18 protein-coding genes are annotated in these 21,602 nt (G+C 60.7%); 9 read left to right on the top strand and 9 right to left on the bottom strand.

Translation table 11 applies throughout. The annotated features are described in order from the left end of the window. Nucleotides 1–14: 14 nt before the first annotated feature. From Q0601_RS20870 to Q0601_RS20845, 6 genes are all read left to right on the top strand, one after another. On the top strand, nt 15–1,298 hold the full coding sequence (locus Q0601_RS20870; RefSeq protein ID WP_305291843.1) for an acetyl-CoA hydrolase/transferase family protein: 1,284 nt from the start codon (nt 15–17) through the stop codon (nt 1,296–1,298). Next, complete coding sequence (locus tag Q0601_RS20865) at nt 1,249–2,463, top strand: CaiB/BaiF CoA transferase family protein (RefSeq protein WP_305291842.1); 1,215 nt, start codon at nt 1,249–1,251, stop codon at nt 2,461–2,463. Before Q0601_RS20870 ends, Q0601_RS20865 begins: the two co-directional genes overlap by 50 nt. Nucleotides 2,464–2,531: 68 nt before the next feature. After that, entirely contained in the window at nt 2,532–3,104 is a 573-nt protein-coding gene (locus Q0601_RS20860) for a TRAP transporter small permease (RefSeq protein ID WP_305291841.1), read from the top strand. Beyond that, nucleotides 3,104–4,387 (top strand): TRAP transporter large permease, encoded by a 1,284-nt coding sequence (locus tag Q0601_RS20855; RefSeq protein WP_305291840.1) that lies wholly within the window; start codon nt 3,104–3,106, stop codon nt 4,385–4,387. The genes Q0601_RS20860 and Q0601_RS20855 overlap by 1 nt, the downstream gene beginning before the upstream one ends. Before the next feature lie 35 nt (nt 4,388–4,422). Further along, the gene (locus Q0601_RS20850) at nt 4,423–5,463 is read left to right on the top strand and encodes a TRAP transporter substrate-binding protein (protein WP_305291839.1); all 1,041 of its coding nucleotides are present in this window, start codon (nt 4,423–4,425) and stop codon (nt 5,461–5,463) included. 52 nt (nt 5,464–5,515) lie between these two features. Further along, complete coding sequence (locus Q0601_RS20845; RefSeq protein WP_305291838.1) at nt 5,516–5,989, top strand: MaoC family dehydratase; 474 nt, start codon at nt 5,516–5,518, stop codon at nt 5,987–5,989. Nucleotides 5,990–6,002: 13 nt separating this feature from the next. Here the strand turns inward: Q0601_RS20845 and Q0601_RS20840 are convergent, their stop codons facing one another. Beyond that, a complete protein-coding gene (locus tag Q0601_RS20840; protein WP_305291837.1) occupies nt 6,003–8,156 on the bottom strand; it encodes a malate synthase G in 2,154 nt (717 codons plus the stop codon). 248 nt (nt 8,157–8,404) lie between these two features. Here Q0601_RS20840 and Q0601_RS20835 point away from each other — a divergent pair, with 248 nt between their 5' ends. Then, nucleotides 8,405–9,661 (top strand): glycerate kinase type-2 family protein, encoded by a 1,257-nt coding sequence (locus Q0601_RS20835; protein ID WP_305291836.1) that lies wholly within the window; start codon nt 8,405–8,407, stop codon nt 9,659–9,661. Between the two features lie 91 nt (nt 9,662–9,752). Here the strand turns inward: Q0601_RS20835 and Q0601_RS20830 are convergent, their stop codons facing one another. The 8 genes from Q0601_RS20830 to radA form a co-directional block, all read right to left on the bottom strand. Next, nucleotides 9,753–10,349 carry an Isoquinoline 1-oxidoreductase subunit gene (locus Q0601_RS20830; protein ID WP_305291835.1) on the bottom strand — a complete coding sequence of 199 codons (597 nt, stop codon included), beginning with the start codon at nt 10,347–10,349 and terminating at the stop codon, nt 9,753–9,755. A gap of 14 nt (nt 10,350–10,363) precedes the next feature. Beyond that, complete coding sequence (locus tag Q0601_RS20825; protein WP_305291834.1) at nt 10,364–12,502, bottom strand: xanthine dehydrogenase family protein molybdopterin-binding subunit; 2,139 nt, start codon at nt 12,500–12,502, stop codon at nt 10,364–10,366. A gap of 3 nt (nt 12,503–12,505) precedes the next feature. Continuing rightward, nucleotides 12,506–12,967 (bottom strand): (2Fe-2S)-binding protein, encoded by a 462-nt coding sequence (locus Q0601_RS20820; protein ID WP_305291833.1) that lies wholly within the window; start codon nt 12,965–12,967, stop codon nt 12,506–12,508. Between the two features lie 102 nt (nt 12,968–13,069). Next, nucleotides 13,070–13,939, bottom strand: a complete 870-nt coding sequence (gene yghU, locus Q0601_RS20815) for a glutathione-dependent disulfide-bond oxidoreductase (RefSeq protein WP_305291832.1) — start codon at nt 13,937–13,939, stop codon at nt 13,070–13,072. 79 nt (nt 13,940–14,018) lie between these two features. Then, nucleotides 14,019–15,614 (bottom strand): peptide chain release factor 3, encoded by a 1,596-nt coding sequence (locus Q0601_RS20810; protein WP_305291831.1) that lies wholly within the window; start codon nt 15,612–15,614, stop codon nt 14,019–14,021. A gap of 175 nt (nt 15,615–15,789) precedes the next feature. Continuing rightward, nucleotides 15,790–17,280, bottom strand: a complete 1,491-nt coding sequence (purF, locus tag Q0601_RS20805; RefSeq protein WP_305291830.1) for an amidophosphoribosyltransferase — start codon at nt 17,278–17,280, stop codon at nt 15,790–15,792. 134 nt (nt 17,281–17,414) lie between these two features. Beyond that, nucleotides 17,415–18,089 (bottom strand): CvpA family protein, encoded by a 675-nt coding sequence (locus Q0601_RS20800; protein ID WP_119747196.1) that lies wholly within the window; start codon nt 18,087–18,089, stop codon nt 17,415–17,417. Nucleotides 18,090–18,130: 41 nt separating this feature from the next. Then, a complete protein-coding gene (gene radA / locus Q0601_RS20795; protein ID WP_305291829.1) occupies nt 18,131–19,495 on the bottom strand; it encodes a DNA repair protein RadA in 1,365 nt (454 codons plus the stop codon). A 135-nt stretch (nt 19,496–19,630) separates the two neighbouring features. On the opposite strand from radA, the gene Q0601_RS20790 reads away from it, so the two are divergent. Then, nucleotides 19,631–20,932 carry a lipoprotein-releasing ABC transporter permease subunit gene (locus Q0601_RS20790; protein WP_305291828.1) on the top strand — a complete coding sequence of 434 codons (1,302 nt, stop codon included), beginning with the start codon at nt 19,631–19,633 and terminating at the stop codon, nt 20,930–20,932. Continuing rightward, nucleotides 20,925–21,596, top strand: a complete 672-nt coding sequence (locus tag Q0601_RS20785; protein ID WP_305291827.1) for an ABC transporter ATP-binding protein — start codon at nt 20,925–20,927, stop codon at nt 21,594–21,596. The genes Q0601_RS20790 and Q0601_RS20785 overlap by 8 nt, the downstream gene beginning before the upstream one ends. Nucleotides 21,597–21,602 lie beyond the last annotated feature (6 nt).

The following is a 21,602-nucleotide window of genomic DNA, read 5'->3' as shown; positions in this document are numbered from 1 at the left end:
GGAGGAGGGTCACAATGCCGGAAAACGCTGAACCTGTCGACGCGGCATCGCTGGACCTTGCCGAGTTTCTGAAGCCGGGCGATCATGTGCTGATCGCTCAGGGCGCCGGGGAGCCGCTGACACTGTCCCGGCTTGCCGCTCTGGCTGCGCGAACGGTGCCTGATCTGACATTCTGCGTCGGCACGATGATTTCGGATTCGTTGCAGGCATGCGGCGATAATGCGTCATTTGAAAGCTATGGCAGAATGGGGGAACTTGCGGCGCTTCCCCGGGACAAGGTCAGGATATTTCCGGGACATTATTCCGAATATACGCGCAATTTACACAGCGGGAAGATGAAGGCGGATGTCGTGCTGATCCAGCTTTCCTTGCCGGATAAGTGCGGGCGGCCCTGTCTGGGCATGGGAGATCTGTATCTTTTCGATGTTGCGCGTCGCGCCCGTCTGGTGATCGCCGAGATCAATCCGGCGACTCCGCGCGTTCCGGGCACGGGGTGGCCCGACGATATTCCAATTCATCTTCGCGTGGCCGCGGCAGCCGCTCCGCCATCCTTGCCATCGGGCCAGCCCGGCCCGCGTGAGACGTGTATCGCTGCGCTTGTCGCCCGCCTGATTCCGGATCGTGCCGTGCTGCAACTTGGCATCGGCAAGCTGCCGCTTGCGATCATCCGGGCGCTGAAAGGGCACCGTGATCTTGGCCTGCATAGCGGCGCATTGCCTGATGGAATACCGGAACTGATGGAATGCGATGCCCTGACCAATTCCTTCAAGGAGACCGACACTGGCCGGTCGGTCACCTCCATGATCATGGGCGGCCCCGGAGTCTGGGCCTGGGCGGACGGGAATGACGATATTGCCATATGCCGAACGGATTATACGCATGACGGAAGGGTTATCGCCGGGCTGTCGCGTTTTACGGCGATCAACTCGGCCGTCGAGGTTGATCTGCTTGGCCAGATCAATTCCGAACGAGCCGGAAATGGCGGGCCTATTATCGGCGGCATTGGAGGTCAGCTTGATTTCACGCGCGGGGCACAGATGTCGGAAGGAGGGCGCGCCATCATCGCACTGCCCGCGACGACTTCCCGGATGACGGTTTCGCGAATCGTGCCGCGCGTGGCCGAAGTGACGATTTCCAAAGCGGATGCGGATACGATCGTGACGGAATACGGCATTGCGGAACTGCGCGGGCAGGCGATCGATGAGCGGGCAAGGCGGATGATTGCCATTGCTGCGCCGGAGTTTCGCGATGAACTCAGCCGCGAATGGCATGACAGGGGACGGCATCTCTATGGATAGGCAGGGGCCATTGAAGGGATTACGCATCGTCGAGATGGAGGGCATCGGGCCGCCGCCTTTTGCCGCGATGCTGTTATCGGATATGGGCGCCGAAGTGATCCGGATCGCGCGCATTGCCGATTCCGGGCTTGGGATCGACAGACCGGATGAACTCGATCTGCCGGCACGCGGCAGGCAATCTTTGGCAATGGACTTGAAGAATCCGCAGGCGGTGGAATGTCTGCTTGATCTGATTTCATCGGCGGATGGGCTGATTGAAGGGTTCCGCCCCGGCGTCATGGAAAGGCTGGGCCTGGGGCCGGATATTTGCCTTGGGCGTAATCCACGCCTGATTTATGGGCGCCTGACCGGATGGGGGCAGGACGGGCCCATGGCGCTACGCGCCGGTCATGACGTGAATTACCTTGCGATTACCGGGCTGCTGGACATGATCGGCCGCGAAGGGGAACCGCCGACCATTCCCGCGAATTTTCTTGCCGATTATGCCGGTGGCAGCCTGATGATGGTGATCGGCATGCTTGCGGCATTACTGCATGCGAAATCAACCGGGCAGGGGCAGATCATCGACTCGGCGATGGTCGACGGTGCTGCCTTGCTGGCAACCGCCATGGCCGGGTTTCGGGCCGCTGGGATGCATGACGGCCCGCGCGGAACAAATCTGCTTGATGGCGGCTTGCCTCAGTATTCAGTCTACGAATGTGCGGACGGGAAATATCTGTCCATTGGCGCGCTGGAGCGTAAATTTCAGCTGATCTTGCTGGCGGGGCTTGGGCTGAGTGACGAAGACGCGCCGCTGCAAGGGTCAAAGGAGGGGCGGCGGCGAGCGCGCCAGGCAATTGCCTATCGGATCAGACAGCGCAGCCGGGATGAATGGATCACGCATTTCGAGGGAAAGGATGCCTGCGTCGCGCCGGTCCTGACCTTCGAAGAGGCCGCGCGGCATTCGCATAACCGCGCGCGCGGCACCTTCGTCGAAATCGATGGTGTCACGCAACCGGCCCCGGCTCCGCGGTTCTCTGCGACACCGTTGGCGATGCCGGTTCCCCCGGAACGGCCCGGAGCAAGTGGAAGGGCGGTATTGGAAGCCTGGGGGATAGATGCCGATCGCATCAAGGCTCTGGTGGAGGCGGGGGCGGTTCTGGATGGTGAACGACCGGGGAAATGAGACCGGATCAACCGGCATGCGCAACCGCCGGATGCCGACGATAAAGGCCAGAAACGGGAGGATAGGCAATGACGACGACACCGGAGGATAACGCGGGGACGCGGCTTCTGTCGGCGATTGAAAGATTGTTTGCGCTTTTTTCCGGAATTGCGATCGGTGTCATCATGCTGACGGTGGTGGCGGATGTTTCGATGCGCTACCTGCTTCGGCAGCCGCTGGCATGGTCCTATGACATGATCGGCACCTACCTGATGGTCGCAGGTTTCTTTCTGGCATTGTCGGATACGCTGCGAAATCACGGCCATATCGCAATCGACATGTTCACTGACAAATTGCCGCGCCCTATGCTGCACATATCGCTGGGTGTCGGCTATGCGCTGGCGGTTGTTATCCTGACAATCATCGCGTTGCAAGCCGGGCATCGCATGATCGCGGCATGGCGGGGCGGAGACTTGATCAGTGCAAGTGTCTCATGGCCGACCTGGCCGTCTTATTTCCTGGCTTTTATCGGGACCGCCCTGATCGCATTGCGCTGCCTGATCCGGGCAGCCTTGCATTTCGGTTCATGCGTGACCGGAAGAGACCGGCCGGGACTGCTTTATTCCCCTCATGAAGATCAGCCGGAAAAGGAACAGCTATAATGACGGTTACACTTGTTCTGCTGCTGTTGTTCTTGTTTCTGCTGACCGGTCTGCCGGTCGCGCTTGCGATGGCGATTTCCGGAGCGGCCGGGCTTTATATTCTTGGCGGGTGGAGCTTCGTTCAGGGCATCCTGCGCACGACTCCGATTTCCACCGCCAGTTCATACGAGATCATCACGATCCCGATGTTCATCCTGATGGCCGAATTCGTGATCCTGTCCGGCGTCGCGAAAGACCTGTTCAGGGCCGCCGCCATATGGGTCGGGCGGCTGCGCGGCGGTCTGGCGATGGCGACCGCGATTGCCGGGGCGGGGTTCGGTGCGATTTCCGGTTCCAGTACGGCGGCTGCGGCAACGCTTGCCTCGACCTCGCTTCCGTCGATGATGGAGCAGGGTTATGATCCGAAGCTTGCTGGCGGCGCGGTTGCGATTTCGGGAGCGCTGGCCATGCTGATCCCGCCATCGATCGCGCTGATCCTCTACGGTATCATTGCCGATCTGCCGATCAGGGAATTGCTGATTGGTGGCGTCATCCCGGGTATTATCGTGACCCTTGCGATCATTCTGACGATTGCGGTCCTGCTGCATTTCAATCCCGCCGCGGCTCCGGTCGGGCGGGCCTATACCATGCGCGAGAAATTCGCATCGCTTAAGCATGTCGGGCCGATGTTGCTGTTGTTCCTGGCGGTGACCGGCGCGATCTATACCGGGCTTGCGACCCCGACCGAGGCGTCAGGGATCGGGGCCTTCGTCGCGATGCTGCTGGCCGGGTATGAGCGCAAACTGAATATGGAAACCCTGCTGACGGCGCTGCGAAATACCGCGCATACGACCGCGATGATCCTGTTCATCATCCTTGGCGCGCATATCTTCGGCTATTTTCTGACGCTCTCGCGGGTCACGAATGATCTGGCAAGCTGGGTCGGCGGGCTGGGCTTTGCCCCCATGGCGATCATGGCACTGATCCTGATCGGTTATCTGATCCTTGGCTTTTTCATGGATCAGATCGCCATTCTGATCCTGACGGTGCCGGTCATTCTGCCGGTTGTCTTGCAGCTTGGTTACGATCCGATCTGGTTCGGGGTCATGGTCATCGTCACCGCCGAGGTCGGGATGGTGACACCGCCCATGGGAATGAACGTCTTCGTCGTCGCCCGTTATACGAAACGCCCACTTGGGGAACTGTTCAGAGGGGTGATGCCGCATGTCTGGGCGCATCTGATCGTGCTGCTGTTATTGCTGCTGTTCCCAAGTCTGATCCTGTGGCTGCCATCAACGATGTGACGGTCAGGAGAACATAAATTCAACAGGAGGAGGAAATGAAAATGCATCACGGAAAATTCGCGTCTGCGGTGACGTTATCGGCGCTGCTGACTTGTCCGTCGCTGGCGTCGGCGGAAACCCTGCGGGTCGCAGACAGTTTCCCGGTCGGTCATTACATCGCCGAAAACATGACCAAGGTCTGGATGGAGAAGGTCACCGAACTGACCGGGGGAGAGGTCGAGTTCGAATATTATCCGGCCGAGCAATTGGGGAAATCGAAGGATCTTCTGTCGCTGGCCCAGACCAACACCGTGGATATCGGTTATGTCGGGGTGTCCTATATCGCCGATAAACTTCCGCTTTCGGCGGTTGGCGAACTGCCCGAGGCATTCAATAAATCCTGTCAGGGAACCGAGGCTTATTGGTCGATAGCCAAACCGGGCGGGATTCTTGATCAAGCCGAGCTTGCACCGCAGGGAGTCCGCATGCTGCTGGTCATGGTCCTGTCACCCTACCAGATCATGACCGCAAAGAAGGAAATCTCCGGGGTTGACAGTTTCGATGGTCTCAAACTTCGTGCGACCGGGGGGACCAAGGAAATCGCGGTCGAACTGATGGGCGCGACACCGGTCACGATCCCGGCCCCTGAAACCCGCGAGGCCCTGACCCGTGGCACCATCGACGGTGTGCTGTTCCCGCATTCGAGCGTTCTTCCCTATGAGCTGGAACCTGCGCTGGCCTATGGGACCGAGGATATGAATTTCGGCTCTTTCGTCGCCAGCTATGTCATCAGCGAAGATCGTTGGAACCGGCTTGATCCCACGGTGCAGCAAGCCATGACTGACGCCGCGGAAGAGGTGATCCGCTCGGCCTGCAAGATCAGCGAAGAGCTGGATCTGGAAGACAAGCAGACCATGGCGGATGCCGGGGTCGAATTCATCTCCTTTTCCGACGACGACAAGGCCGAGATAAACGAGCGGATGGGAACCATTGGCGAAAAATGGGCGGAAGAGCTTGACGCCCGCGGATTGCAGGGAACCGAGGTGCTCGAGGCGTTCCGCAACGCCCTGGCCGAACAGAACGGTGCATCAGAATGAGCTGCGGCCATCACAGGATCCGCGGTCAGGCTGTTAGAAAAAAGGAAAACGAATGAAGCTGGTTGGTGAAGGGTTCCACTGGGACGAATTGACGATCGGAGACAGGTTTCAGACCTTTGGCAGGACTATCACCGAAACCGATATCGTGAATTTCGTCAATTCTGTGGGAATGCTGGAATCGCTTTTTGTCGATGCCGAATATCGCGCGGCCCATTCCGCGATTCCCGGGCGGCCTTCACCTGCGGCCCTGACGCTGTCTCTTGCGGAAGGGCTGGTACTGAACGCGACGGCACAAGGCACCGGGCTGGCATTCCTGCATATGGAAATGAATGTCGAAGCGCCGGTCCTGCAAGGCGATACGATCCATGTCGAGATCGAGGTCACCGAAATCCGTCCGGCGAAGAAAGGCGGTCGCGGGCTGGTGCGCACCCGCAACCGGATCGTGAATCAACGCGGCGAGACGATCATCACCTACACGCCGTTGCGCCTGATGGCGGGCAGAGGGGATGGCAAGGACGCCTCGTAAGCCGGGATAAGCCTTACCTGAGCGCCTTTGCTTCCTTGCGCCGCGCATGCAGGGCAGGTTCGGTGTAGCCCGAGGGCTGGCGCGCACCCTCGAAAATCAGGTCGCGTGCTGCCGCGAATGCCGCGCCGTCGAAACCTGGCGCCATGGGAATATAGGCCGGATCGCCTTTATTCTGGCGATCCACCTTGGCGGCCATGCGGCGCAGCGCGTCCTCGACCTCGTCCTGAGACACCAGACCATGTTCCAGCCAGTTCGCCATATACTGGGCACTGATCCGGCAGGTTGCGCGATCCTCCATCAGGGCCACGTCGTCGATATCCGGCACTTTCGAGCAGCCGATGCCCTGATCGACCCAGCGCACGACATAGCCCAGGATACCCTGACAGCTATTCTCGACCTCGCGCAGAATTTTGTCGCGCGCAGGCCGGTGATTGCCCATCTGGGCGGGGGTCAGCAACTGATCCAGTTCCGGCATCGAATTGCCTGCCAGTTCCTCTTGCCGTGCGGCTACATCAATCTGATGGTAATGCAGTGCATGCAGCGTTGCGGCGGTCGGGCTGGGCACCCATGCGGTATTCGCACCGGCTTTCGGGTGGCCGGTCTTGCTGTCCAGCATCTCGGCCATCGCGTCGGGCTTGGCCCACATGCCCTTGCCGATTTGCCCCTTTCCGCGCATCCCGCAAGCAAGCCCGGTCAGCACATTGCGATCCTCATAGGCGTGCAGCCAGCCTGCGGCCTTCATGTCGTCACGCCCGACAAAGGGGCCGGCCTGCATGGAGGTGTGGATTTCATCCCCGGTACGATCAAGGAAACCTGTGTTGATGAACACGACCCGGTTGCGGATTGCGTGAATGCAGGCCGCAAGATTGGCCGAGGTGCGGCGCTCTTCATCCATCAGCCCAAGTTTCACGGTATTTGCAGGCAGGCCCAGAACGGCCTCGACGCGAGTAAAGACACGATCGGTAAAGCCTGCCTCATCCGGCCCGTGCAGCTTCGGCTTGACCACATAGACCGATCCCAGGCGGCTGTTCCGCGGCCCTTCGGTTTTTCCAAGATCATGCAATGCGCAGGCAACCGTGACCATGGCGTCCAGCAGCCCCTCGGGGGTTTCCTTGCCATTGAGCCGGACGATATCGGTGGTCATCAGCAATCCGACATTGCGGACCAGCATCAATGCACGCCCCGGCAAGGTCAGCTTGCTGCCGTCCGGTGCCTCGATCTCGCGATCTCCGGCCAGCCTGCGGGTCATCGTCTTGCCGGCTTTTTCGAAAGTCTCGGCCAGATCGCCCTTCATCAGTCCCAGCCAGTTGGCATAGACGCCGATCTTGTCTTCGGAATCGATGGCAGCAACGCTGTCCTCGCAATCCTGAATCGCGGTCAAAGCTGCCTCGACGACGATATCGCGCAGACCAGATGGCGAAGCCGCGCCGATCGGATGGTCCGGGTTGATCACCAGTTCCACATGCAGCCCGTGATGGCGCAGCACAAAGGCGGTATCCTTGCCGTCCTGTCTGGTGCCAAGGAAGGCCGAAGCATCCGCCAAAGCGATTTCCGCGCCGTCCACGGTTGCGTGAAGCCCGTCCTTGTCGGCGCGATAATTCGTGACGGAGGCATGGCTGCCCGAGATCAGCGGAAATGTCTTGTCCAGAAATGCCGCAGCCTTCGCCACAACGGCATCACGGCGGGCGGGGTCGATTCCCTTGGTGGCCGGGGGCGGGCCCATGACATCGGTGCCGTAGAACGCATCGTATAGCGAACCCCAACGCGCATTTGCGGCATTCAACGCGAACCGGGCATTGCTGACGGGAACGACAAGCTGCGGTCCGGCGATATTTGCAATCTCGGGATCGACCGCGCCGTTATCGACACTGAAGGGCGCAGGCTGCGGGGCGAGATAGCCGATATCGGTCAGAAACCCGCGATAGGCGGCGGCGTCCCATGGCTGATTTCCACGCTCTTTGTGCCAGCTGTCGATTGCGGATTGCAATTCATCGCGCCGGTTCAGCAAGATCTGGTTCTCGTCGGCGAATTCATCCAGCAGGCCGGCATATCCCGACCAGAATCGGTTGGCATCGACTTTGGTGCCAGGCAGGACCTGCTCTTCAACGAATTTCACGAAGTCCGACGCGACTTCCAGGCCATGACGCTGATGATATGTGCCTTGCATGGTGACAGACCTTTCATCTCGAATCCAGTCATTGCCTTCCGCCGGATTGCTCTGCCGGAGAAAGGATTCGAGGTTCGGTATACCATTGCAGACCGAAACTCTAGCCCGAACAATTCATAGTTCCGCGATGACTGAAGGAATGGAGGCAGGCAGCTTGGCAATATCCGGAAATTGGTGCAGCTTGACGCGACATGTCGTGAAATTCGCAGAAGAAGGATGGCAGCTATGGCAACCGGGCCAGGAAGAAGATGGATGACGCCATGAATGCGGCGCAACCTGCAGAATTGCTGCGCAAAATGTTCGACCGGGCCGTTGAGATGGCCGATCCGATGCGTAGCCTTGCACAGCATTTGCCCGACCGTCCGGCGACGGGCAGGGTGCTGGTGATCGGGGCGGGGAAAGCAAGCGCCCGCATGGCCGAGGCGGTAGAGGCCGTCTGGGGGCCATGCGAGGGGCTGATCATCACGCGCTACGGTTACGAAAGACCGCTTCAGGGGATCGAGCTCGTTTCTGCGGCGCATCCCGTTCCCGATGCCGCGGGCGTTGCCGCGACAGGGCGGATGCTGGATATGCTTCAGACAGTGGGGGAAGGCGATTTCGTTCTTGCGCTGATTTCCGGAGGCGCGTCCGCCTTGCTATGCGCCCCGGCGGGCGAGATTACGCTGGCCGAGAAACAGGCGGTCAATCAGGCGCTGCTGGCTTCCGGCGCGCCGATTGGTGAAATGAACATCGTCCGCAAACATCTGAGCCGTGTGAAAGGCGGGCAGCTTGCCGCTGCCGCCTGGCCTGCCCGCATGCTGGCGTTGATGATCTCGGACGTGCCGGGGGACGATCCGGCGCTGATCGGTTCCGGCCCCACAGTAGGAGATCCGAACGGCCCCGAGACCGCGCGGGATCTGCTTGATCGATGGAACATCGCCGTGCCTGTATCGGTCAAGGCCGCGCTGACCGGATCGAACCGGGTCATCCCGCCTGAAGACGCAAGACTGGGCGCGGTGATCAACCGGGTTTACGCCGCCCCGCGGATGTCCCTTGAAGCCGCTGCCGAACTTGGCCGAGCGGCGGGATATGAGGTCGAGCTTCTGGGCGATGCAATCGAGGGGGAAGCGCGCGAAATCGCCCGTGCCCATGCCGGGATGGCCTTGCAATCCTCAGGCCCGAAGATCCTTCTTTCCGGTGGTGAACTTACCGTCACACGACGCGGAGACGGGATCGGTGGGCCGAATGCGGAATATGCGCTTGCATTGGCGCTTGCACTTGATGGAGCAAAGGGGATTCATGCCATGGCCTGCGATACCGACGGGGTCGACGGTGCGGCGGAAATCGCCGGGGCATGGGTCGGGCCGCAAATTCTTGAACAGGCGCGCAAGGCGGGATGCGATCCGGGCAAGGCGCTGGACACGAATGATGCGCATGGGTTCTTCGAGGCTGTCGGCGGGCAGGTGATTACCGGCCCGACCCTGACGAATGTCAATGATTTCCGCGCGATCCTGATCGATCCCTGAACCCGAACAAGCAGGGCAGGGATTTCACAGGTCGGGGCAGCGACCCGTCGCCCGGACGCGATGCGCCGGCCGGCCGGCTGGCCACACCATCTTACGAGGGACAGGCCGCGCCGGTGTCGATCCATGCGCGTGTCAGTTCACCGAACATATCCTGCGAACCCGGCGCAGGGGTGCGCCCCGCTCCCGGCTCCCATCCCCAGCCGACAAGCCCGTCCTCGGCCATATGTTCGTGCAATTCTTCCAGACTGCGCCCGCCATTCCGCTCGGGATCCTTGAGCTGAGCGCAGATTTCGCCAAGAGACAGATCAACCCATGCCATTTCCACCGGCGCAAGTGACCAGGGTTCGTGTCCGGGAATGCTTTCGATGCCGCCGACACCGGTCGTCTCGAAATTCTCCGAGCTGTGGCAGGTCGTGCAATTCATGCCCGGCGCGCCGAAATCGGCGTCGCCACGGATCACCGGAGGTTCGTGCGGATGCATGTCGTCGCCCTGTGTGGGGCTGTCCTTGGGATGGCAGTTCAGGCAGCGCGGATGGGTCAAAACCTTGCCCATCTCTTCGAAAAGCGCTGCCGATCGTTCGGTTTCGTTCTCGATATTCTCGAAATCGGCAGGCATGCGCAGATCCTGCGCTGCAAGTGGCGCCGCGAGTGCAAGGGTCATTGCAACGGAAAGGCTGAAACGTGTCATGCGGGTCTCCTTTCTCATGCAACCGGAATGATGGGCAGGCGGCGCAGCGCGGTGCCGGTCATGCGCCGCCATCCGTTTGCAATTGCAGGAGCAATGGGTGGAGTGCCCGGCTCTCCCACCCCTGTAGGTTCGGCTGTCGAGGGAAGGATCGCCACCTCGATGGAGGGCATTTCGGAAATGCGCAGGATGCGGTAGCTGTCCCAGTTCCGTTGCCGGATCAGCCCGCCTTCGTCAAACGTGACCTCGCTGTGAAGCGCGGCAGAGATGCCATAGCCGATCCCGCCTTCCATTTGCGCGCGGATGACATTGGGATTGACCGCCGTCCCGCAATCGATCGCGCACCAGACGCGGCGGGCATGGGGGACGCCGCCCCGATCCTCGATCTCGGCAATCTGGGCGACATAGGTGCCGAAGGATTTCACTACCGCGACTCCATAGCCGAAGTCGCCTGACTGATCGGCCATCTCGGCAACGCGCGTGAGCACCGCCTTTTCGCGGGCCTGTTCCTCGCCCATCAGGGCCAGACGGCCTTCGACCGGATCCTTGCCGGATTTTTCCAGCAACTCGTCGATAAAGCATTCCACGGCAAAGCCGGTATGCGTATGCCCGACCGAACGCCACCACAATGTCGGAACCGGCGAGTCCATCTTGGCCCAGCGAAGGCGATGATTGGCGGTCTGGTAGCGTAATTCGTTCGCGCCCTCGAATGCGGTGAAATCGGGCCCGCCCTGCAGCATCTGCTCGAACGGTGTTCCGATGACGACCGATTGCGCGGCGATGCCGTGATCCCAGGCCTCGATGCCGCCCTGTTCATTGAGGGCCGCCCGTATGTGATGGACGGTCAGGGGGCGGTAATAGCCGCCCTGCATATCGTCCTCGCGCGTCCACATCAGCTTGATGGCGCCCTTGCCGTTGGCTTTTGCGATCTCGGCCGCTTCGGCGGCAAGATGGCAATCCGGTGTGGCGCGGCGGCCAAAGCTTCCACCCGCAAGCATGGTATGGAGATCAACCTTATCGACACCAAGGATCTTGGCGAAGATGGCCTGATCGCCGGTCTGCATCTGGCTGCCCATCCAGATTTCGGCCTCGTCGTCGTGCAATTCGACCACGGCATCCAGCGGTTCCATCGGTCCGTGGGCCAGATAGGGGAAGACATAGGTGGCTTCGACGATTTCCGCGCCATTCAATGCGGCGTCGACATCGCCGGATTTCTCGACTTCCCATTCCCCTCCGGCCTTGGCGGCAGAGGTCCATTCGGCAATCATCGTTTCGGTCGAACGGGTTTCGGCTTTGCTTTCATCCCATTCCACGGTCAGAGCATCGCGCCCCTTCAACGCGGCGAATGTATTGTCGGCATAGACGGCAACGCCTGAGGGGATCTGCGCCACCTTGCGCACGCCCTGCACCTGCATCGCGGCGCTGTCGTCGTAGCTTGCGACCCTGGCGCCGAATTTCGGCGGATGGGCGACCACCACCGTCAGCATCCCATCGCGATAAACATCCAGCGTGAACAGAGCCGAGCCATCGGTTTTGGCGCTGCTGTCCACCTTTGGCAGATCGGTGCCGATCAGGGTGAAGTCGCCGGGATCCTTGACGGGAGGATCTTCGGGCGCGGTTTGCCGCGCGGCGGCCTCGGCCAGTTCACCGAAACTTGTGGATTGATCGCCCGCTTTGACGATACCCTTCTCGACGGTGATCTGATCGACGGGCACACCGAAACGTTCGGCAGCGGCGGCGACAAGCATCGCCCGGGCGCCGGCACCGGCCTTGCGCATCTGCATGAAACTGTTGGCCATGGCGGTCGAACCGCCGGTGCCCTGCATACCCATTGCGAGATTGGCATAAAGTTCGACATCGGCCGGCGCGGCGGCGGCGCGCATCTGTGACCAGTCTGCGTCCATCTCTTCGGCCACAAGTGTGGTCAGGCCGGTATATGGGCCCTGTCCGAATTCGATATGCTTGATCAGTACGGTAACGGTATTATCAGGGGCGACGCGGATGAAGGCATTCGCTGACATTCCGCCCGAACCGCCGGGAAGTTCATTGAAAAACGCGGCCGCACCGGATTTCTGCTGCGCGCGGGCAAGGCCGGGCAGGGCGACGGCAACGATCAGCCCGGTCAGGAAGCCACGGCGGGAGGTCTGGATATTCATCGCTCAGCCCTCCAGCGTTCTGGCGGCGTCATGGATCGCCTGCCGGATGCGGACATAAGTCGCGCAGCGGCAGATATTCCCGGCCATGGCGTTGTCGATATCCTCGTCACTCGGAGAGGCGATCTGTTGCAGCAACGAGGTCGCCGTCATGATCTGGCCGGATTGGCAATACCCGCATTGTGGTACGTCAATCGCGCGCCATGCTGCCTGAACCGCGTCGGCCTCGGGGCCTTCAAGACCTTCGATCGTGGTGATATCCGAGCCTTCGGCCATCGAGATGGGCGTGACACAGGATCGGCGCGTCATACCGTCCAGATGGACCGTGCAGGCCCCGCATTGGGCGATCCCGCAGCCGAATTTCGTGCCGGTCAGGCGCAATTCGTCCCGCAGAACCCAAAGAAGCGGTGTGTCGGGATCGACATCGACACTGCGTTCTTCGCCGTTGACTGTAAAGCTGATCGGCATGCTGGCTCTCCCTTTGGCTGGCACCCAAAGGTTAACGCGGATTCAAGCCGATTACGAGAAGAGAGCGCAAGGTTGCCTGCCTGTCCGGCAATCCTGAATATATCAGCCCTTTTTTGCCGGAGCCGGCGGAAGTTTGTCGAAATCCGAGGCATCATGGCGTTCGGGAAGCTGTTCCCATGCCTCGCCGGTCTTGCGATTGACGATCCTGCCGCGCTGCACGGCGGGCCGTTCGGCGATCTTGTCTGCCCAGTGGCGCAGATGCGTGTATTCCGAGACATTCAGGAATTCGCCCGCATCATATTGCTGGCCCATGACAAGATTGCCGTACCAGGGCCAGATCACTATATCCGCGATGCTGTATTCGTCACCGCCGATAAAGGGACGCTCTGCCAATGTGCTGTCCAGCAGATGCATCTGTCGCTTCGCTTCCATGGTAAAGCGATTGATCGGATATTCCATCGGATAAGGGGCATAGGCGTAGAAATGCCCGAACCCGCCGCCAAGATAGGGCGCCGAGCCTTGCAGCCAGAACAGCCAGTTCATCGCCTCGGTTCTCGCGGCGTGATCCCTGGGCAGGAAACGCCCGAATTTCTCAGCCAGATACAACAGGATATGCCCGGACTCGAACACGCGAACCGGCTTTTCGCCCGAACGGTCGATCATTGCCGGTATCTTCGAGTTGGGATTGGCACCGACAAACCCGGACGAGAATTGCTCGCTATCGCCGATACTGATCAGCCATGCATCATATTCCGCGCCGCTTTCGCCCGCCTCCAGAAGTTCCTCGAACATGATCGTGACCTTCTGGCCATTGGGCGTGGCCAGCGAGTAAAGCTGATATGGATGTTTTCCGACCGGCAATTCTCGCTCGAACTGAGCGCCGGATGTCGGGCGGTTCACTCCGGCCCATGTCCCGCCGTTCTCGGTGTCATATGTCCAGACCCGGGGCGGCTGATATTGCTTTTGGTTCATGATGAATCCTCCTGCGCGTTGACCGAGGCATAACCGAACCCGACCGGCAAGTGCAATTCGGAACCCTGTGCCGCAGGTTTCAGACCATCATTTCCTTGGTCGCGGAAAGCGTCAGATCGGGATAATCGCGCTCGACCCGGTCAATATCCCATTGCAGCCGGGTCAGGTAAACCTGATCGCCGTCATGATCATGGGCCATATGCCCCTTATTGGCATTGATGAACGCATCGACTTTTTCTTTCGGTCCCTGCACCCAGCGGGCAGAGGTGAACTGAGACGATTCGAAGCGGACGGGAATGCCGTATTCGATCTCGATCCTGCTGGCGAGGACCTCGAATTGCAATGCCCCGACCACGCCGACGATGAAGCCCGAGCCGATGGCGGGTTTGAAGACCTTGGCCGCGCCCTCTTCGGCGAATTGCATGAGCGCCTTTTCCAGATGCTTGGCCTTCATCGGATCGGCCGCGCGGACCGATTGCAGCAATTCAGGCGCGAATGACGGGATACCGGTAAAACGCAGCGCCTCGCCTTCGGTCAGGGCGTCGCCGATACGAAGTTGCCCATGGTTCGGGATGCCGATGATATCGCCCGCCCATGCCTCTTCCGCAAGCTCGCGGTCAGAGGCAAGGAACAGAACCGGATTCGATACCGCCATCGGCTTTTTCGTGCGCACATGGGTCAGCTTCATCCCGCGGAGAAAATGTCCCGAAGCCATCCGCACGAATGCCACGCGGTCGCGATGTTTTGGGTCCATATTCGCCTGAACCTTGAAGACGAAGCCCGTGACGGCCCTCTCCTCGGGGGCGATTTCACGCGATGCGGAGTTTTGAGGCTGTGGAGCCGGACCAAAGGTGCTGATGCCCTTCATCAATTCGCGCACGCCAAAGCTGTTGATCGCGCTGCCGAACCAGATCGGAGTCAGATGGCCTTCAAGAAGGGACCGCTGATCGAAGGCGGGCAAAAGTTCGCGCGCCATCTCGACTTCCTCGCGCAGCTTTGCCAGCAGATTTTCCGGCACATGCTGCGTCAGCTGCGGATCGTCAAGGCCGCTGATCTTTACCGATTCCGCGACACGGTTCCGATCGGCACGATCCATCAGTTCCAGCCGGTCGTTCAGCATGTCGTAACAGCCAAGAAACTCGCGCCCCACGCCGATGGGCCAGCTTGCTGGAGCCACGTCGATGGCCAGGTTTTCCTGAATTTCATCGATGATCTCGAATGTGTCGCGGCTTTCGCGGTCCATCTTGTTGCAGAAGGTCAGGATGGGCAGATCGCGCAGACGGCAGACCTCGAACAGTTTGCGGGTCTGGCTTTCGACGCCCTTGGCCCCGTCGATCACCATGATAGCGGCATCGACGGCGGTCAGGGTGCGATAGGTGTCTTCCGAGAAATCGCTGTGACCGGGCGTGTCGACCAGATTGAAGCGATGCCCGTCGAAATCGAATGACATGGCCGAGGCGGAAACCGAGATGCCCCGATCCTGCTCCATCTTCATGAAGTCCGACCGCGTCCGCCGCGCTTCGCCCTTGGCCCGGACCTGTCCGGCCATCTGGATGGCGCCGCCGTAAAGCAGGAATTTCTCGGTCAGCGTGGTCTTGCCCGCATCGGGATGCGAGATGATCGCGAACGTGCGGCGACGGGCGATTTCGGGCGGGAGTTCGGGGCGGTTACTCATGATGTGGCCATGTAGCGCGTGGAACTGCAGGGTGCAATCACCCTTCAACCGCATCCTTCCAAGGCCAACCGTTTCGCCCCCTTCTCTTCTTCTTTGCGGCAAATACCTCGGGGTCCGGGGCGGCGCCCCCCCCCCCCCCCATCGCGGGACGAAGGGTCGGGAACGTCCGAAAACCCTATTCCGCAGCCTCATTCACCGTGGATTCCGAGCCGGGCTTCATCTGGAATCCCCGTTCAAGCTGATCGAACGGTGCGACCGGATAATCGCCCGAGAAACAGGCATCGCAATATTGCGGGCATTTGCGGTTACGTCCCTTGGCTTCCCCGACTGCCCGGTAAAGTCCATCCAGCGACACAAAAGCAAGCGAATCGACGCCGATCCATTCGCGCATTTCCTCGGGCGTCATTTGCGCGGCCAGAAGCTTGTCCCGGTCGGGCGTATCCACACCGTAGAAACAGGGCCATGCGGTCGGGGGCGAGGCGATGCGGAAATGCACTTCAGCCGCACCCGCATCGATGATCATGTCCTTGATCTTGCGGCTGGTAGTGCCGCGAACGACGCTGTCATCGACCAGAATGACCCGTTTGTCACGGATCAGGGCACGGTTCACGTTCAGTTTCAGCCGTACGCCCATATTGCGGATCTGGTCGGTCGGTTCGATAAAGGTCCGACCCATATACTGGTTGCGGATGATCCCCATGCCGTAGGGGATGCCCGATTCCTGTGCGAAACCGATGGCGGCGGGGGTGCCGCTGTCGGGGACGGGGCAGACCAGATCCGCCTCTACCGGGGATTCGCGGGCAAGTTCCACGCCGATCTGACGGCGGGTTTCATAGACCGAACGACCGCCGATGATCGAATCGGGGCGCGAGAAATAGACATGTTCGAAAATGCAGAAACGGCCTTGCGACGGGCCAAAGGGGCGCGAGGTCTCTACCTTACCCTTGGAGATCACGACCATCTCGCCCGGATCGATTTCCCGCACGAATTCGGCGCCGATAATGTCCAGCGCACAGGTTTCCGAGGCAAGCACAAAACCGTCATCGCTCAGCTTGCCAAGCACCAGCGGGCGAACGCCGAGCGGGTCGCGAACGCCGATCAGCTTGGTCCGGGTCATGGCGATGACGCTGAACGCACCCTCGACGCGGCGCAGGGCGTCTTTCATCCGTTCGGGAATGTTGCGCTGGATCGAGCGGGCCATCAGGTGAATGATGCATTCGCTGTCTGATGAGGACTGGAAGATCGAGCCGCGCTCGATCAATTCGCGGCGCAGCGCGGCGGCGTTGGTGATATTGCCGTTATGGGCAATCGCGCAGCCGCCCATCGAAAACTCGCCGAAAAAGGGCTGAACATCGCGAATGGCGGTATTCGCCTTGGTCCCGGCGGTTGAATAACGCACATGGCCGATGGCAAGCGGGCCGGGCAGAGTCGCCATCACATCGGTTTTCGTGAAATTGTCACGAACATAGCCGAATCGGTGGGCGCTGTTGAAACCCTGTTCGGAATCATGCGCGACGATTCCCCCGGCTTCCTGCCCGCGATGCTGAAGGGCGTGAAGGCCAAGCGCCACGAAGTTGGAAGCGTCGGCCACGCCGATGGCACCGAAGATTCCGCATTCCTCGTGCAGGCGGTCCGAATCGAACGGATGGGCCAGGAATGGTTGCATGGGCGATCCTGAATGGCGACGGGCTATCACCCGCTATGTAGTGCGGCGGATAGTGAAAGTCACGCCCTCGCAACCCGGCAAGGGCAGATTTCATTCATTAATCCGTCATAAAGCGGAGTCCCGGCCCGTCCGGATCAGTTCGATGCCGGCGGAATCGGTGCTGGCTCAGCCTGTTCCGGCGCCGTTTCTGCCGGTGCGGTCTCGGCCGGCGCGGTTTCTGCTGGCGGGGTCTGGGTCGCATCGACCTCTTCACCGGTTGCGGTGCAATCGCCGACCAGCTGTTCGTAACGGCGAACCAGCCAGCCGGGCGCGTCGTCGGGAATCTGCTCGTTCATTTCGCCGCTCAGGCGCGCAAAGACCTGTGCCGAGCGCGAGTTATCGACCATCGGCGACTGCGCCGTGGAAATGACGCGCTCATAGACGATGAAGGCGATGGCCACGATCAGGATGCCGCGGGCGGCTCCGAACAGGAAGCCCATTCCCTGATCGATCCCGCCCAGCGCCGATCGCTGGACCACCGAGGAAAACAGTGGGGTGATGATCGAGAAAACGACCAGAGCAAGCGCAAACACCACCGCGAAACCCGCGATTGTGGCCAGTTCGCAACTATCGCCAAGAAACCTGTCAAGCACTGGCAGTTGTGCAATCATCGGGCGCAGGGTTGCTGCGAAGAGAAAGGCCAGAACGGCGGCGGCGATCCATCCCAGTATGGCAAGCGATTCGCGGACGAAGCCGCGCGACCATGCCAGAATCGCGGAAAGAATGATGACCACGGCGACAACCGCATCAATAATCGTAAAGCCGTCCATGTCGTTCTCCCGCGCGGGTTAGCGCTGTATTTTCAGGCGATTCAGCCGGCGCCGAAAAGCTCGCCCACAAATCCTGTCAAATCGGCAATCCGCATCACGCTTATGCCGTCCAATCCCTCGAGTTTTTGGCCTTCGGGTATAATCGCCTGTGAAAAACCAAGTTTTTGCGCCTCTTTCAACCTGTTTTCCACTCCGGCGACTGGCCGGAGGGCGCCAGACAGGCTGATTTCGCCGAAAAGAACCGCCTCCGGCGGAAATGCGCTGTCCTCACGCGCCGACAAAAGCGCGCCAGCGATGGCGAGATCGGCTGCTGGTTCATTCACCCGCATCCCGCCCGCCACGTTCAGGAAAACATCAAGCCCCGCAAAGGGAATTCCGCAACGCGCTTCGAGCACGGCGATAATGGTGGATACCCGGCCGGAATCCAATCCGACCACCGTGCGGCGCGGCGAGGCAAGGTTGGAGGGGGCGACAAGCGCCTGTATCTCGGTCAGGACCGGGCGGGTACCCTCGATCCCGGCGAAGACAGCGCTGCCGGGGACGGGCTGACCACGTTCGGAAAGGAAAAGCGCAGAGGGGTTGGCGACTTCGGCAAGGCCCGCGCCGGTCATCTCGAACACGCCGATCTCATCGGCGGGGCCGAAGCGGTTCTTGACGCTGCGCAGGATGCGGAATTGATGGCCGCGTTCTCCTTCGAAATACAATACGGTATCCACCATATGCTCGACAACGCGAGGGCCGGCGATCTGGCCGTCTTTCGTGACATGGCCGACGAGAATCACGGCGACGCCCCGGCGCTTGGCGAAGGTAACCAGTTCATGGGCGGCGGCGCGGACCTGTGCCACGCTGCCCGGCGCGGCTTCGACGTGATCGGCCCAGAGCGTCTGTACTGAATCGATGATCGCCAGGTCGGGGCGTTCCTGATCAAGCGTGGTCAGGATGTCGCGCAGGTTAGTTTCCGCTCCCAACCGCATGGGCGCGTCGCTCAGCCCAAGCCTGCGCGCGCGCATGCGGACCTGCGCACTGGCTTCTTCACCGCTGATATAGATCGCGTTCAGCTCCACCCGAGCGAAGGCGGCGGCGGCCTGCAGAAGCAGCGTCGATTTGCCGATTCCCGGATCTCCGCCGACCAGTATGGCTGAACCGGGCACCAATCCGCCGCCAAGAACCCGATCGAGTTCGGCCATTCCGGATTGCGCGCGGGGCGGTGCCGGTTCGTCCGATGTCAGTCCGGCCAGCGGAATGCTGTGTCCTTTGGCGGCACCCAGCCCGCGCCCAGGCCCCCGCGAGAGCGGAGCCTCTTCGATAATGGTATTCCATGCGCCGCAGGCATCGCAGCGCCCGGCCCATTTCTTATGAGCGGTGCCGCAGGCGGTGCAGGTGAAGGCGGAAGCAGATTTGGCCATGCGCCGCTTTTCGCATCTGACGGAGGGTGCCGCAATACAGGTATTTGGACAAAGAAGAAGACCTCACGGCATTGTCGGCTTGATCTTTTCAGGCTGCGGCGTCAGGGTCTGCGCGCAAATTCAGAGGCTTCACGCATGTCCAGCCCCTCGGCTTTTTCAAGATACGAATTCCTGATCGCCTGGCGATATCTGCGCGCGCGCCGCGCCGAAGGCGGTGTCAGCGTCATGACATGGATCAGCCTGATCGGTATTGCCCTTGGGGTCATGGCGTTGATTGCCACTTTGGCGGTGCGGGCCGGATTCCGGGCCGAGTTCGTGGACACGATTCTGGGCGCGAATGCGCACACGACCGTTTACATGGCGCCGCAGCGGGTCGAGAACGAATTTACCGACGACGTTTATGTCGTTCCGGGGCGGATCAAGGATTACGATGCGATGGCCGCCCGCCTTGCGGAACTGCCCGGGGTCGAGCGGACCACGCCGGTCATACGCGGACAGGTGATGGCGACGGCGCATGATTCCTCGAACGTGGCCGAAATCTTTGGGGTCACATCCGATGCGCTCAGGGCGATGCCGCGGATTGCCGATCCCGAGACATCTCAGGGCAATATCGAGGATCTGGACAAGGGCGTTGCCATCGGCGCGGGGATTCAGCGTGAATTGAATCTGAACATTGGTGACAAGATCAAGCTGATCGCGCCCGAAGGCGCGAAGACCCCGGTGGGCACGACGCCCCGGGTCAAGTCTTACGAGGTCGTGTATGTCTTCAGTGCCGGTCGTTACGATATCGACCAGACGCGAATATATATGTCCATGGCCGAGGCGCAGGACTATTTCAATCGCGAAGGCGTTGCCGACGAGATAGAGGTATTCGTATCCGATCCCGAAAGGGTGGATGATTGGACGCTGCCGCTTCTTCAGGCCGCGGGCGAGGACGCGCAGATCTGGAATTGGCGGGATTCGTCTGGCAGCTTTCTGGCCGCGCTCGATATGGAAGATGACGTGATGTTCGTCATCCTTTCGGTTCTGGTGTTGATCGCGTCGATGAATATCACCTCGGGGCTGATCATGCTGGTCAAGAACAAGGGCCGCGATATTGGCATTCTGCGGACCATGGGCCTGACCGAAGGGGCGGTATTGCGCGTCTTCTTCCTTTGCGGTGCCTTTACCGGGATTATCGGGACGATCGCCGGGGTGATCCTTGGCGTGCTTCTGGCGCTGAATGTCGAGAATATCATGGCGGGGCTGAATGCGCTGACGAATGGCGGCGCGTGGCAGCCCGAAGTGCGGGGCATCTATCATCTGCCTGCCGAATTGCGGGCGTGGGATATCTTCCGTGCTGTCGGGCTGTCACTTGCGTTGTCCTTTATTGTCACGATCTTCCCGGCGCGACGGGCGGCGCGGATGAACCCGGTGGAGGCCCTGCGCTATGAGTGACGTTCTGAGACTCGCAGGGGTTTCGAAAACCTATGGCAAGGACGGCCCCGCGCCGGTAGAGGTGCTGCACGGGCTGGAACTGAATGTCGCCCGTGGAGAGGTGGTGGCGCTTGTCGCACCCTCGGGGGCGGGAAAATCCACGCTTCTGCATATTGCCGGGCTGCTGGATACGCCGGATTCAGGGCTGGTGGAGTTGAACGGGCGCGATATGCATGGGCTTCCTGACCGTGCGCGGACCGAGGCGCGCCGGCGCGAACTGGGTTTCGTCTATCAGTTCCACCATCTGCTGCCCGAATTCAGTGCCGCGGAAAATATCATCCTGCCCCAGCTTGCCAATGGCGTCGGGTCGGGAATGGCGGCAAAGCGGGCTGCAGAATTGCTGGACCGCGTCGGCATGACTCATCGCGCCGATCATCGTCCGGCGCAGCTGTCCGGCGGCGAGCAGCAGCGGGTGGCGTTTTGCCGGGCGCTCGCAAATGAGCCATCATTGCTTCTGGCCGATGAACCGACTGGCAACCTGGATCCGGAAACCTCTGACCGGGTCTTCGAGGTGCTGATGGGGCTGGTGCGTGAAACCGGTCTGTCGGCACTGATCGCCACGCATAACCATGCCTTGGCGGAGCGAATGGATCGGGTTATCAGGCTGGGAGAAGATATTTCCTGACGGGGG

It is taken from the genome of Paracoccus wurundjeri (assembly GCF_030678915.1).
Lineage (GTDB): Bacteria > Pseudomonadota > Alphaproteobacteria > Rhodobacterales > Rhodobacteraceae > Paracoccus > Paracoccus onubensis_A.
This window is presented reverse-complemented; position numbering and strand designations above follow the sequence as displayed.